This window comes from Streptomyces sp. NPDC006314 (assembly GCF_040613075.1).
Classification (GTDB): domain Bacteria; phylum Actinomycetota; class Actinomycetes; order Streptomycetales; family Streptomycetaceae; genus Streptomyces.
The window spans coordinates 190,021-202,994 of sequence record NZ_JBEXRL010000007.1; the positions used below are offsets into that span (position 1 = coordinate 190,021).

The following is a 12,974-nucleotide window of genomic DNA, read 5'->3' on the forward strand; positions in this document are numbered from 1 at the left end:
AAGGAGATCCAGTGCTCGACGCCGATTTCTTCCGCCGCTGGCTGACGGCGGTCGCCGCGTCCGTCGACCGCGAGGCGGAACGGCTCACCGCCCTCGACTCGGCCATCGGGGACGCCGACCACGGCAGCAATCTGCAACGCGGGTTCCGGGCCGTGACGGCCACCCTGGAGAAGGAGGCGCCGGACACGCCGGGCGCCGTCCTGACCGTGGCCGGGCGGCAGTTGATCTCGACGGTCGGCGGCGCCTCCGGGCCCCTGTACGGCACCCTGCTGCGCCGGACCGGCAAGGCGCTCGGGGATGCCGCCGAGGTCGGCGAGGAGCAGCTGGCCGAGGCGCTGCGCGCGGGTGTGGACGGGGTGATGGCCCTCGGCGGGGCGGCGCCCGGCGACAAGACCATGCTGGACGCACTGGTGCCGGCCGTGGACGCGCTCGGGGACGGCTTCGCCGCCGCACGGGCCGCCGCCGAGGAGGGCGCGGTGGCCACCACCCCGCTACAGGCCCGCAAGGGCCGGGCGAGCTATCTCGGCGAACGCAGCATCGGCCACCAGGACCCGGGGGCGACCTCGTCGGCACTGCTGATCGCCGCGCTCGAAGAGGCGGCAGCGGCGGCGGAGGGCTGACCGTGAGCGCCGACAAGCCGGTCGGGATCGTACTGGTGTCTCACAGCGCGGAGGTCGCCGCGTCGGTGGCCGAGCTGGCGAAGGGCCTGGCGGGCGGGGCCACGGCGGTGCCCGTGGCCCCAGCGGGGGGCACGGAGGGCGGCGGGCTCGGCACCAGCGCCGAGCTGATCGCCGCCGCGGCGGCCTCGGTCGACCGGGGTGCCGGGGTGGCGGTGCTCACGGATCTCGGCAGCGCCGTGCTGACGGTGAAGGCCCTGCTCGCCGAGGGCGACGAACTGCCGGACGGCGCGCGGCTGGTGGACGCCCCGTTCGTCGAGGGCGCGGTGGCGGCGGTGGTCACCGCGGCCGCGGGTGGCGACCTGGACGCGGTGGAGGCCGCGGCGGCGGAGGCCTACGGCTACCGGAAGGTGTGACGCCTCCCGGGCCGTTCGCGCCGGTGCGCCGGTCACCTGTTCGCCACGAGCAGCTTGGCCAGCCGCCTCCCCGCCGCCACCGCCGCGGCGTGGTCCTCGATGGGATGCACACGGGAGTTCCTGAAGACGATGTACGTGACGCCGGAGTCCGCCCCGCCGTCGAGCGGGTCGGCCCGGAGGCCGAGACTGCGGGCGGTGGCGTAGGAGACCTCGCCGATGATGTCGCGCGGACCGGTGTCGCCGACGACGGCGTACCGCACCCGTCCCCGGTAGACGACCGCGGCGACGGAGCCGCCCCGGACACCGTACGCGCGGGGGTTCCAGATGCGGCTCGGAGCCGGGAGGACGATGTACGGCAGCGTCTCGGCGTTCAGATGTCGGCCGTCGGACTGCGGGAAGGCGGTGGTAGCGGCGAACAGCGGGTCGGTACGGTGGTTGCAGTGGGCGGTGGTCCGCCCGTCGCAGTCGATGTCCAGGTCGGCCTTCCAGTAGACGGCGTCCCGGGTGCCGCAGACGGGCACGGTCGCGGGGCTTCCGGCGTCGGTGCGGTACCGGCCCCGGGAGACCTGGGTGCACTTGCCCAGCCCGGCCAGCAGGTCGGAGGCGGCGACAGCGCCCTTGCCGCGGGCCACGGACCTCTCCCTGTGCGGGACGGCGGCGGCCGGGGAGGGGAGCGCCACGGGCGCGAGCACGGCGGCCGGGGCGGGCAGCACCGCCGGCGCGAGCACGGCGGCCGGGGCGGGCAGCACCGCCGGCGCGAGCACGGCGGCGCCGGCTGCGGCCAGCATCAGCATCGGGACACGCACACGCACGATGAGGGACCCTCTCCTCGGGGACGTGGGGACATCCAGCCCACTGTGGTGCGCGTCGGGTCACCGGGCCGCCGTGGCCGCACCGCAGGGGGCCGGATGGAGCACGCTTCTGACACCCCGTGAGGGGACGCGGCGCGGGGCCGAGACCGGTTGGGGGACAACAGGGGCCGGGGTTCCGAGCCGATGCCGGCCCAGAATCCCCGGCCGCCCGCGTCGGCGCGGGATCGGCGACGACAGCGTGTCCGCGCCACAGACATGAACTCCCGTGCTTTCTCGGGTAGTTCAGCCATAGGGAGGTTCAGCATACGTACCTTCCCCGGATGGTCGGCAACGCCACCCCCTCGAACGGTCACCGGCACGGCCACTCCGCGCGCGCCGGCCCCGGCACACCGGAGCCGTCCGTGCGGCCCTCTTGATGAGTTCGCACCGGCCGGGCCATATTGGTCCGGACCTTTAATGCCTTGATGCCGATGCCGTCCGGGGGGCAGAGCCGTGCGACGCATTCCCCTTCCGCTCGTGCCGGTCTGCGGGGTCCTGCTCCTGGTCGCGTCCTGCGGGAGCCGGGCCGCTGGCAGCGACGAGGGCCGGGCACCCGGCGCTCCGACCGGCGTCACCGCGGTGGCGGGCAGCGCCACCAGCGTGCACGTGATGTGGAACGCGGTCACGGACGGTCCCGGCATCGGCTCCTATGAGGTATATCGCGGCACCACGAAGGTGGAGGAAGTCTCGGGTTCGCAGCACATGGTGGACGTCTCCAGGCTCAGGCCGTCCACGATGTATGCCTTCACCGTGCGGGCCCGGGACACGGACGGGCGTCTCGGCCCGCGGAGCCGGGCGGTGCGGGCGCGGACACCGGCCATGGCGGCGGCGGACCACTCGGCGCCGACCCGGCCGCTGAAACCCGCCGGGCGGACCGTCGGCAGCCGCGCGGTCCAGTTGTCCTGGGGCGCCTCCCGGGACGCGCGGGGCGTGGTGTCGTACGACGTCTACCAGGGCGGGACGAAGATCCACAGCGTCGGCGGGAACCAGACCGCGACCGTGGTCACCGGTCTGCGCCCCGGTACCGCCTACGTCTTCACGGTGCGGGCCCGGGACGCCGCCGGCAACCTCTCCCCCGCCAGCGGCCCCTTGCGCCTCAGGACCCCGGGCACCGATGACGGCCGGAACACCGCGCCCGCCGGCTTCACCGCCACGACCCACCGGACCGGCGGGGCCTACTACATCGACCTGTCCTGGGTTCCGCCGCGCGCGGACGGTGTGATCACCGAGTACCAGGTCCAGCTCGACGGCACCGCGGCCACCTCGCTGGTGTGGGGCGGCACTCCGCCGCGCGGCCGGGCGCGCTACAGCTTCTACACGGGCGAGGCCGCCGGGGAGGAACACCGGGTACGGCTGCGGGCGCGGCTGCCGGACGGGACGTGGGGCGGCTGGTCGACTGAGCGGACGGTGACCACGGGCGGCTGACGCACGCACCGCGTCGGCGTGTCGCCTTGCGCCGGACGAAGGAATCCGTCACCTGACCGGGTCCCTCCCGCGTGCGGGCGTGCCCGGGACCGCGTTGGCTACGGTGCAGGCAGCACGGGCGTTTCCCGACCCTCGGCGGCGCATGGGACGTACCGCCAACCGTGCCGCCGGAGGCCAGCCCATGCACAACTCGCGACTGCTTCTCCGTTCCGGCCTGACCCTGGCGGCCGCCGCCACTCTCCCGGCTGCGCTAGCCGGGCCGTCCGCCGCGGCCTCGGGCATTTCCGTCAGCACGACCGGGTCCACCGTCTCGGTGGTCACGAGCGCGTGCAGCCAGATCAACGGCAGCTGGGGCAGCGCGGCTCTGCTCACCAGCCGTCAGGCGAGCTTCGCCGAGGGCCGGCAGGTGGCCCTGGCGGGCACGACCGTCAGCCAGTCCGCGGCCTGGTCCGGGGTGAGCCCGGGGACCTACACCGTGGTCGTGGTCTGCTCCAGCGGCGCCACGGCGGGCAGCCAGTCGGTGATCGTGTCCGCGCCCACGAGGCCGACGATCTCCGCGACGTCCACGACGGCACCCCCCCGTGGCGTGGCGGGCGGCCTGGGCGGCGCCGCCCGCGACTACGGGCCGCTGACGCTGGGCATCGGCGCGACCCTGGTCGGCGCCGGCGTCGTCGCCACTGGCTGGTTCCTGCGCCGCCGCTCGAAGCCGTACCGGCTCTGAGAGGCCGCCGCAGCGAGTCCGGGGTCTACGGCCCTCAGCCGTCAGCCGAGCCCCGGCTCGCCGCTTCCTCGTCGGGCAGTTCGGCGAACTCCGTCAGGGCGTGCGTGAGCCACCGGGTCCAGAAGGTCTCCAGGTCGATGCCCGCCCGCAGGACCAGATGGCGCAGCCGGTCCTGCGGGGTGTCCCGGCCCGGCGGGAAGTCGCGCTTCTCGATCTCCTGGTACTCGGCCAACTGCCGCCGGTGCAGCTCCAGATGGCGGCGCAGATCGGCCTCCAGGCCCGCTGTGCCGACCACGGCCGCCGCGCGCAGCCGCAGCAGCAGGACGTCCCGCTGGGGCTTGGGCTGCTGCGTGGCGGCCGTCCACCGGGCCAGTTCCGCACGGCCCGCGGGCAGGACCTCGTAACTCTTCCTCTGCCCACGGGCCGGCTGCTCGGACGGAAGCGTGCGGATGAAGCCCTCCGCCTCCAGCCTTCCCAGCTCGCGGTAGATCTGCTGGTGCGTCGCGGACCAGAAGTAGCCGATCGACTTGTCGAACCGGCGGGTCAGCTCCAGCCCCGACGACGGCTTTTCCAGCAGGGCGGTGAGGATCGCGTGCGGGAGTGACATGGGCTCATCCTAGGGACGCGCGCTCCGGCTCCTACAGCGCCGCCGCCAGCTCGGTGCCCTGCTTGATCGCCCGCTTGGCGTCCAGCTCGGCCGCGACGTCGGCGCCGCCGATCAGGTGGGCGCTGCGCCCGGCGGCGATCAGCTCCTCGTAGAGATCGCGGCGCGGTTCCTGGCCGGTGCACAGCACCACGGTGTCGACCTCCAGGACCGTGCTCTCCTCGCCGACGGTGACGTGCAGGCCGGCGTCGTCGATCCGGTCGTAGCGCACCCCGGGGACCATGGTGACGCCCCGGTGCTTCAGCTCGGCGCGGTGGATCCAGCCGGTCGTCTTGCCGAGTCCGGCGCCGACCTTGGTGGTCTTGCGCTGGAGCAGGTGCACGGTGCGCGGCGGGGCCGGCCGCTGCGGGGCGGCGAGGCCGCCCGGCGCCCGGTAGTCCATGTCGACGCCCCAGTGCCGGAAGTAGGTCTCCGGGTCCTCGTGCGCCTTGTCACCGCCGTCGGTGAGGAACTCGGCGACGTCGAAGCCGATGCCGCCGGCGCCGAGGACGGCGACACGGTCGCCGACGGGGGCGCCGTCGCGCAGCACGTCGAGGTATCCGAGGACGCGGGGGTGGTCGACACCGGGGATGTCGGGGGTGCGCGGGATGACGCCGGTGGCGACGACGACCTCGTCGTAGCCGTCCAGGTCGCCGGCCTCCACCCAGGTGTCCAGGCGGACGTCCACGCCGTGCGCGTCGAGCTGGTGGCGGAAGTAGCGCAGGGTCTCGTCGAACTCCTGCTTGCCGGGGACCTTGCGGGCGACGTTGAGCTGGCCGCCGATCTCGCTCGCGGCGTCGAACAGGGTGACGGCGTGGCCACGCTCGGCGGCGGAGACCGCGCAGGCCAGTCCGGCCGGACCGGCGCCGACGACCGCGACCCGCTTGCGCCGCCGGGTCGGGGAGAGCACCAGCTCGGTCTCGTGGCAGGCGCGCGGGTTGACCAGGCAGGAGGTGATCCGGCCGCTGAACGTGTGGTCGAGGCAGGCCTGGTTGCAGCCGATGCAGGTGTTGATGGCCTCGGGCGTCCCGGCGGCGGCCTTGGCGACGAAGTCGGGGTCGGCGAGCATCGGGCGGGCCATGGAGACCATGTCCGCGTGACCGCCGGCCAGCAACTCCTCGGCCAGCTCGGGGGTGTTGATGCGGTTGGTGGTCACCAGCGGGACGGACACCTCGCCCATGAGCTTCTTGGTCACCCAGGTGTAGGCGCCGCGCGGCACGGAGGTGGCGATGGTGGGGATGCGGGCCTCGTGCCAGCCGATGCCGGTGTTGATGAGGGTCGCCCCGGCGGCCTCGACGGCCTTGGCGAGGGTGATGACCTCCGCCAGCGAGGAGCCGCCCGGGACCAGGTCCAGCATGGACAGGCGGTAGATGATGATGAAGTCCTCGCCGACGGCCTCGCGTACCCGCCGGACGATCTCGACCGGGAAGCGCATCCGGTTCTCGTACGAGCCGCCCCAGCGGTCCTCGCGCCGGTTGGTCTGCGCGGCGATGAACTCGTTGATGAGGTAGCCCTCGGAGCCCATGATCTCGACGCCGTCGTAGCCGGCCTGCCGGGCGAGGCGGGCGGCGCGGGCGTAGTCGTCGATGGTGCGCTCGACATCGGCGTCGGTCAGCTCGCGGGGAACGAACGGGCTGATCGGGGCCTGCAGGGGGCTCGGCGCCACGAGGTCCTGGTGGTAGGCGTACCGCCCGAAGTGCAGGATCTGCATCGCGATGCGGCCGCCCTCGCGGTGCACCGCCTCGGTGATGGTCCGGTGCGCTTCGGCCTCCGCCCCGGTGGTGAGTTTGGCGCCGCCGTCGTACGGCCGCCCCTCCTCGTTGGGCGCGATGCCGCCGGTGACGATGAGCCCGACTCCCCCGCGCGCGCGGGCCGCGTAAAACGCCGCCATCCGCTCGAAGCCACGCTCGGCCTCCTCCAGGCCGACGTGCATCGAGCCCATGAGCACGCGGTTGGGCAGTGTGGTGAAGCCCAGGTCGAGCGGGGTCATCAGGTGCGGGTAACGGCTCATCGGGCCCTCCGTGCGCGGTGTCGTCGCTTCTTGTTGTAGAGGAAGCACGACGCTTTATGCAACTAGTTGCACAACCACGCAGGGGTGACTCCGGCCACTCTGTACCTACTACTATGTACAACGTCGCGTAACGACGACGCGTCCGCCGCCTGGCCCTCAGGCCGCGGCCCGACGCGGTACCCCCCGGCCGACACGGGAATCGGCCGGGGGGTACCGCGCCTGCATCTGCGCCGTCAGCGGCTCTCCAGGCGAAGGTGGAGATCCCTCTCCTGGTCGCCGGAGGCCGCGCAGGTCTCCTCCACGGTGAAAATCGCGTCCAGGGTGGTGCGGAACCGGTTGACGGCCCAGGGTCCGCCCTGGACGTCCGCCTGGACGGAGGCGCCGAGGTGGACCGGCGGGCAGCCCTCCGTACGGGCGTCCGCGACGTCGTAGCTGCCGAACCACACCATGGGGCGTGTCTCGTGAAGCTGCTGAGGCTCCTCGTCCGCGCCCCGGTCGGACGCGAAGCACGACCTCAGCGCCTCGAAGACGAGGCGGGCGTCCTCCTTGGAACCGCTGATCTCCACCGAGACGGTTTCCGGATGCGACCGCTCCGTGTCTGCCATTGATCGCTCCTTTCGTGCCGCGCTGCGGTGGAACGGGGTACCCCGCCGAACCGCGTCCATCCTCAGGAAAACACCACCGGCCGCCGCGCACACCTCAGCTGCGCGCGAACTTGTACGTCTTGCTGTCCGTCAGCACACAGAAACCGGGCGACACCACGATCACCCGCAGGACGCCCGTGCGCCTGTCGTAGTCGATGCCCTCCGCCTCGAAACTGCCCGGGCAGGAGCTGCGCAGCGGCAGCTGGCGCAGGGCGGTGACGTGCCCCGAGACATCCGAGGAGCCGTTCGGAGCCGCCGAGAGGTCGATCTGGAGCAGCGGCTTGGTGAGGCCGAAGAGGCTGCCGTCGGGGTCGTCCGAGGAGCACAGCAGGGTCGTCGGGCCGGAGAAGTCACAGCCCTGGACGTCGCGGACGGCATGGTCCAGGTGGACGGTCGCCGCCTGCGGGAGGTTCGTCGAGGGCGAGGTGCCCGGATTGACGCCGGGGGTCGGGAAGACCAGCAGACGGGTCATCGTGCCCCACTCCCCGGAGAGCATCCACTGGCCGTCGGGGGAGATGGCGTCCCAGGAGTTGTTCAGGGCCTCGCCCGGGCTGAGCGTGTGGACGTACTCCGACCGGGTGCCGCCGGGCGCCTGCACGCGGTACATCTTCGAGTTGCCGGAGTCCCGCTGGTAGGGCTCGATGTAGTAGCCGTTGTACGAGGCGTCGGGGTCGCCGACGTGGTTCCAGCCGCGGCTGGAGAGGCCGATGGGGATGGTGCCGATGCCGGTGTAGCGGTTGGGGCTGTTCGCCGGTACCTCCACCGATGTCAGGCCCTGGCTCTCGGTCAGCGGGTCGGCACGGTCGGAGCCCGTCTCGGTCCACGTGCCGGCCGCGGTGGCGGGCACCGGCGCGGCGAGGGAGACGACGGCGGCGGTGGCGAGGGTGACGAGTCCGGCGAGGACTGCGTGACAACGTTGCCGGGCGGGCACGGGCATGGCCGACTCCTCGGACGGGGGGTGGGGCACTCGGTCGGCGGACAGTCTGGCGTGGCGCGATAGGCATGTACAGACCAAACGAGCAAACATGAGCGTGAAACTCTTACGGCCCGCGGGACGGGCCGGTACGGTCCGCGGCGGGAGGCCCGTACCGCGCGCACCGCCGACGTGGCGAATGCGGCGGACGTCCGCCGCCGTGTTGAGGGATGGTGGAGATAAACGCGAAGGCGGCGGAGAGTCGGTGTGAGCGCGGTAGAACAAGGGGAGCCGGCACGGGGCACGGCGTGCCGTGCGGACGGGCGAGGGCGGTGCGTGGCATGAGTGCAGCCGAGGCTCCGGTGGCCGAGGGCGACGGGCCCGTGCGCGGGCCGGTGCGGCCGGGCGGGCTGCTCGACGTGCTGGGCGTCGCGTCCGTGGTGCTGGACACCGACGGCCGGATCGTGCTGTGGAGCCCGCAGGCGGAGGAGCTGTTCGGTTACACCGCACAGGAGGCCCTCGGCCAGCACGCCGCCCGGCTGATGGTGCACGAGCGGCACATCCAGCTGGTCGGCAGGCTTTTCGCCGACGTCATGCGCACCGGGCAGAGCTGGGCCGGCGGCTTCCCGGTCCGCCACAAGGACGGCAGCACCCGCCTGGTGGAGTTCCGCAACATGCGGCTGCTGGACGACCGCGGCGACGTGTACGCGCTCGGGCTCGCCGCCGACCAGTCGACCGTACGGCGGCTGGAGCAGGACGTGGCGCTGTCCGAGCGGATGGTGAAGCAGTCGCCGATCGGATACGGCGTCCTCGACACCCGGCTGCGGTTCGTCTCGGTGAATCCGGCCCTGGAGAAGATCAACGGTGTCCCGGCCGCCGAGCACGTGGGCAGGACGCTGCACGACGTGCTGCCGCTCTTGGACGCCGGGGCCCTGGAAACCACCGCCCGCCGGGTACTGGAGACGGGCGTGCCCCTGATCGACGACACCCTCGTCGGCCGTACCGCCGCCGACCCGGACGTGGAGCACACCTGGTCGTACTCGGTGTACCGGCTCGAGGACGCCATGGACAACGTGCTCGGCGTGACGGTCTCGCTGGTCGACATCACCGAGCAGCACCGCGCCTCCGTGGAGGCGGAGGCCGCCAGGCGCCGGCTCGCGGTCATCGCCGACGCCTCCGCCCGGATCGGTACGACGCTCGAACTGGAGCGCACCGCCTGCGAGCTGGCCGAGGTCGCCGTACCGGAACTGGCGGACGTGGCGGCCGTCGATCTGCTGGACGCGGTGGTGGAGGGCCGGCCCAGCACTCTGGGCCCGTCGGAGTCCGCGGTGATCCGGGCGCTCGCCCTGCGCCCGGAGGAGGACACGGACGCCGTACGGGCGGCAGACCCGCCCGGCCGGATCGCCCGGTACGCGCCCGACCGGCTGGTCACCGAGTGCGTGCGCACGGCTGAGGCGGTGCTGGTGCCGCAGGTGAAGGACGAGGACCTGCCGCGCATCGCCCGCTCGCCCGAGGCGGCCGTGCTGCTGGGCCGGGCGGGGCTGCACTCGTATCTCGCGGTGCCGCTGATCGCGCGCGGCGAGGTGCTGGGGGCGCTCGACCTCAAACGCACCCGCAATCCGGCGCCGTTCGACGAGGACGACCTGCTGCTGGCCCGGGAACTGGCGGCCCGTGCGGCCGTGCAGATCGACAACGCGCGCTGGTACCAGAACGCCCGCAACACCGCGCTGACCCTGCAGCGCAGTCTGCTGCCCAGCCATCCGCCGGTCACGACCGGCCTGGAGGTGGCCTCCCGTTATCAGCCGGCGGGCGCCACCAGCGAGGTCGGCGGCGACTGGTTCGACGTCATACCGCTGGAGGGCGGCAGGACCGCGCTCGTGGTGGGCGATGTGATGGGCAGTGGCATGAGCGCGGCCGCCACGATGGGCCGGCTGCGCACCGCGACCACCACGCTGGCCGCGCTCGGCCTCGACCCGGCCGTGCTGCTGGAGCACCTGGACAAGACGACCTCGGCCCTGGACCACTCCATCGCGACCTGCGTGTACGCCGTCCATGACCCGCGTCTGCGCCAGTGCCGGATCGCCAACGCCGGCCACCTGCCGCCGGCCCGGGTCCGGCCCGGCCAGCCGCCCGTGCTGCTCGACCTGCCGACCGGGGTGCCCCTGGGCGTGGGCGGGGTCGGGTTCTCCACCGTCACCGTCGACTTCGAACCCGGCGACGAGCTGGTGTTCTACACCGACGGTCTGGTGGAGACCCGCCGCCACTCGCTGGACGAGCGCCTGGACTTCCTGCTGTCCCTGCTCACCGACCCCGAGCGCCCGCTGGAAGAGACCTGCGACCTGCTCCTGCGCACGCTGCACCACCCCGACAACCACGACGATGTGGCGCTGCTCATCGCCCGGGCGCAGCAACTGCCCTAGCCGTATTGCCCTGCGAGGGTGCCGCGGCACCTTCCTCGGCCTTCTAGGGCCGTACGCCGATCACCGCATGCGCGTACAGTTCCTCCGACACCGCCAGACGGGTCGTCAGGCCCGCCTCGGCGAGCGCCTCCACCGCGGCCGCCGCCTGGTGCTCGCTGGTCTCGGTCAGGAGGCAGCCGCCGGGCGCGAGCCACTCGAGCGCCCCGGCGGCCACCCTGCGCAGCACGTCGAGGCCGTCCGCGCCGCCGTCCAGGGCGGCCAACGGCTCGTGGTCGCGGGCCTCGGCCGGCAGCAGGGGCACCTCATCGGTGGGGACATAGGGCACGTTGGCCGTCAGGATGCCCACGCGGCCGCGCAGGCCGGCGGGCAGGGCGTCGTACAGGTCGCCCTGGTGGGCCCGGCCGCCGAAGGCGGCGAGGTTGCGGCGGGCGCAGCGCACGGCGGCCGGGTCGATGTCGGCCGCGTGCACCTCGGCACCGTCCAGGACGGCTGCGAGGGCCGCGCCGAGCGCGCCGGAACCACAGCACAGGTCCACGACCACGCTCGCCTCCGGCGCCGTGGCCAGCGCCTGGTCCACGAGGAACTCGGTGCGGCGGCGGGGGACGAACACCCCGGGTTCCACGGTGATGCGCAGTCCGTGGAACCGGGCCCAGCCGAGAACCTGTTCGAGGGGGAGTCCGGCGACGCGCCGGTCCACCATCGAGGTCAGTTCCTCCGGGGACCGGGCGGTCGTGAGCATCAACTCCGCCTCGTCCTCGGCGAAGACGCATCCGGCGGCGCGCAGTGTGGAGACGACGGCAGCAGGGGCAGCGGGGAGTGAAGAAGGGGGAGGGGGTAGAGAGGGCATGGAAGCCGAAAACCTTTCGGGAGCGCAAGGCCTGAGGGCGCTCCCGCGGTCACCGCTGCCGGTGTACCGCGCCGTCGCAAGGAGAGAGGGCCCCAGCTGACACAGCGGTAATGGGTCTCACCTCCTCGTCGTCGGGGCCGCGAGCGTCCGCGACCGGACGGCCACCATACCCCAGGGCTCACGACGCGCCGTCGGGCGCGCGGAGTTCGGGGGCCGGTGACGCGTGTGAGAGGCGGACGGCGACGGCCGCCGCAAGGGGCTCCGCCCGGTGGCGGGCGGTGCGCTCCCCGCTCCGCGGAGGGCGGTCGCTCAGACGCCGACCGTCTCCTCGACCTCTTCCTCGACCTCTTCCTCGGCCTCTTCCTCGGCCTCCTCGTCGGCCGCCCGCTCGGGGTCCCGCCCAGGCCGTACCACGGCGGACGCGGACCGGGCGTCGGTCTCAGAGTGCTGCGCGGTCGCCCGCCGGGCCTGGCGGGTCCGCTCGTACAGGGCCGCGATCGCGGTCAGCAGGAGGCCTGCGAGCAGCCAGATCAGGAGGGTCCACGCGTTGCGCGCGAGGCCGTCGCTGCCGAAGTACAGCAGGCTGCGGACGCCCTCGACGAAGCCGGCGCCGTTCCAGAAGGCGTGCAGGGTGCCGAAGAACCCGTTCTGCAGCTCGGGCCGGAACAGGCCGCCGGAACTGGTGAAGTTGAGCATCACGAACAGCACCATCATGGTCAGCGTGGTCCACCGCTTGAGGAAGGTGTGCAGACCGACGCCGGTGAAGAGGATGCCCGCCGAGTACAGCCAGGCCATGCCCCACACGCCCGCGAGGTCGTGGTGCGCGAGATGGAACACCGGCCCGGCGAGCACCACGCCGATACCGCTGACCACGGCGGAGACGCCGAGCGCGAGCAGCGCCCGCACCCGCATCGCGAGGGCGGCGCCCGCGGCACCGAGGGCGGCGACCGACGCGTAGGAGCCGATGCTGAGTGCGATCAGCAGGAAGAAGAGTCCCTGGCCGGTGGGGTCGTCGGCGACCGGCGTGGCCACGTCGGTGACCTTCAGCGGGGCGCCCTGCTTCTCGGCGACCGGCGTGAAGACCTTCTCCACGGCCGTCGCGCCCATGTCGGAGGCGGCGCCGGCCACCAGCAGCTCGGGCGCCTTGGCGCTCGGCACATAGGCGCCGGTCACGATCCGGGACATGAGGAGGTCGACGGCGTCGGCGCGGGTGGCGACCGTACGGACGTCGAGCTTGTCCCCCGCGGTGTCCTTCACCGTCTGCGCGAAGACCTTGACCTCCGGGGCGGTGCCCACGACGGCGATGGGCAGGTGGTGCGGCTCGGGGGTGACGAAGGCCCCCAGGTACGCGAGCCCCATGCCGATGCACATCAGCAGCGGGGTGATCAGGTGCGTGAGCACATGGCGCAGCGCCGGTGACCTCATCGCGCGCGACCTCCAAAAGTTGGCTTATACAACCCTCAATT

12 protein-coding genes are annotated in these 12,974 nt (G+C 73.0%); 5 read left to right on the forward strand and 7 right to left on the reverse strand.

The window, feature by feature from the left end; genetic code table 11:
* Window positions 1-11: 11 nt before the first annotated feature.
* Both dhaL and ABZ079_RS15385 read left to right on the forward strand, forming a co-directional pair.
* On the forward strand, window positions 12-620 hold the full coding sequence (gene dhaL, locus ABZ079_RS15380) for a dihydroxyacetone kinase subunit DhaL (RefSeq protein WP_356939919.1): 609 nt from the start codon (window positions 12-14) through the stop codon (window positions 618-620).
* Window positions 621-622: 2 nt separating this feature from the next.
* On the forward strand, window positions 623-1,033 hold the full coding sequence (locus ABZ079_RS15385) for a PTS fructose transporter subunit IIA (protein ID WP_356939920.1): 411 nt from the start codon (window positions 623-625) through the stop codon (window positions 1,031-1,033).
* Window positions 1,034-1,065: 32 nt separating this feature from the next.
* Here the strand turns inward: ABZ079_RS15385 and ABZ079_RS15390 are convergent, their stop codons facing one another.
* Window positions 1,066-1,839: a glycoside hydrolase family 75 protein gene (locus ABZ079_RS15390; RefSeq protein WP_356940078.1), complete on the reverse strand. Its 774-nt coding sequence runs from the start codon at window positions 1,837-1,839 to the stop codon at window positions 1,066-1,068.
* Window positions 1,840-2,337: 498 nt separating this feature from the next.
* Here ABZ079_RS15390 and ABZ079_RS15395 point away from each other — a divergent pair, with 498 nt between their 5' ends.
* Together ABZ079_RS15395 and ABZ079_RS15400 are read left to right on the forward strand one after the other, a co-directional pair.
* A complete protein-coding gene (locus ABZ079_RS15395; RefSeq protein WP_356939921.1) occupies window positions 2,338-3,309 on the forward strand; it encodes a fibronectin type III domain-containing protein in 972 nt (323 codons plus the stop codon).
* Between the two features lie 181 nt (window positions 3,310-3,490).
* Entirely contained in the window at window positions 3,491-4,030 is a 540-nt protein-coding gene (locus tag ABZ079_RS15400; RefSeq protein WP_356939922.1) for a hypothetical protein, read from the forward strand.
* Between the two features lie 34 nt (window positions 4,031-4,064).
* Here ABZ079_RS15400 and ABZ079_RS15405 read toward each other — a convergent pair whose 3' ends face one another.
* The 4 genes from ABZ079_RS15405 to ABZ079_RS15420 form a co-directional block, all read right to left on the reverse strand.
* Window positions 4,065-4,637: a PadR family transcriptional regulator gene (locus ABZ079_RS15405; RefSeq protein ID WP_356939923.1), complete on the reverse strand. Its 573-nt coding sequence runs from the start codon at window positions 4,635-4,637 to the stop codon at window positions 4,065-4,067.
* Window positions 4,638-4,668: 31 nt separating this feature from the next.
* Window positions 4,669-6,684: an NADPH-dependent 2,4-dienoyl-CoA reductase gene (locus tag ABZ079_RS15410; RefSeq protein WP_356939924.1), complete on the reverse strand. Its 2,016-nt coding sequence runs from the start codon at window positions 6,682-6,684 to the stop codon at window positions 4,669-4,671.
* A 233-nt stretch (window positions 6,685-6,917) separates the two neighbouring features.
* Window positions 6,918-7,289 (reverse strand): hypothetical protein, encoded by a 372-nt coding sequence (locus ABZ079_RS15415; RefSeq protein WP_356939925.1) that lies wholly within the window; start codon window positions 7,287-7,289, stop codon window positions 6,918-6,920.
* Window positions 7,290-7,383: 94 nt separating this feature from the next.
* Window positions 7,384-8,265 carry a hypothetical protein gene (locus tag ABZ079_RS15420; RefSeq protein WP_356939926.1) on the reverse strand — a complete coding sequence of 294 codons (882 nt, stop codon included), beginning with the start codon at window positions 8,263-8,265 and terminating at the stop codon, window positions 7,384-7,386.
* Window positions 8,266-8,582: 317 nt separating this feature from the next.
* On the opposite strand from ABZ079_RS15420, the gene ABZ079_RS15425 reads away from it, so the two are divergent.
* Window positions 8,583-10,661, forward strand: coding sequence for a SpoIIE family protein phosphatase (locus ABZ079_RS15425; RefSeq protein WP_356939927.1), 2,079 nt, complete (start codon window positions 8,583-8,585; stop codon window positions 10,659-10,661).
* A gap of 43 nt (window positions 10,662-10,704) precedes the next feature.
* On the opposite strand, the gene ABZ079_RS15430 is transcribed toward ABZ079_RS15425, so the two are convergent.
* Entirely contained in the window at window positions 10,705-11,508 is an 804-nt protein-coding gene (locus tag ABZ079_RS15430) for a putative protein N(5)-glutamine methyltransferase (protein ID WP_356939928.1), read from the reverse strand.
* A 309-nt stretch (window positions 11,509-11,817) separates the two neighbouring features.
* Complete coding sequence (locus ABZ079_RS15435; protein WP_356939929.1) at window positions 11,818-12,933, reverse strand: hypothetical protein; 1,116 nt, start codon at window positions 12,931-12,933, stop codon at window positions 11,818-11,820.
* Between the last annotated feature and the right edge of the window lie 41 nt (window positions 12,934-12,974).

What these genes read in the sequence shown, in the direction of transcription:
- ABZ079_RS15425 (WP_356939927.1), top strand. Translation starts at nt 8,583, where the DNA reads ATGAGTGCAGCCGAGGCTCCGGTGGCCGAGGGCGACGGGCCCGTGCGC.
- ABZ079_RS15410 (WP_356939924.1), bottom strand. Translation starts at nt 6,684, where the DNA reads ATGAGCCGTTACCCGCACCTGATGACCCCGCTCGACCTGGGCTTCACC.
- ABZ079_RS15430 (WP_356939928.1), bottom strand. Translation starts at nt 11,508, where the DNA reads ATGCCCTCTCTACCCCCTCCCCCTTCTTCACTCCCCGCTGCCCCTGCT.
- ABZ079_RS15415 (WP_356939925.1), bottom strand. Translation starts at nt 7,289, where the DNA reads ATGGCAGACACGGAGCGGTCGCATCCGGAAACCGTCTCGGTGGAGATC.
- ABZ079_RS15420 (WP_356939926.1), bottom strand. Translation starts at nt 8,265, where the DNA reads ATGCCCGTGCCCGCCCGGCAACGTTGTCACGCAGTCCTCGCCGGACTC.
- ABZ079_RS15400 (WP_356939922.1), top strand. Translation starts at nt 3,491, where the DNA reads ATGCACAACTCGCGACTGCTTCTCCGTTCCGGCCTGACCCTGGCGGCC.
- ABZ079_RS15435 (WP_356939929.1), bottom strand. Translation starts at nt 12,933, where the DNA reads ATGAGGTCACCGGCGCTGCGCCATGTGCTCACGCACCTGATCACCCCG.
- ABZ079_RS15405 (WP_356939923.1), bottom strand. Translation starts at nt 4,637, where the DNA reads ATGTCACTCCCGCACGCGATCCTCACCGCCCTGCTGGAAAAGCCGTCG.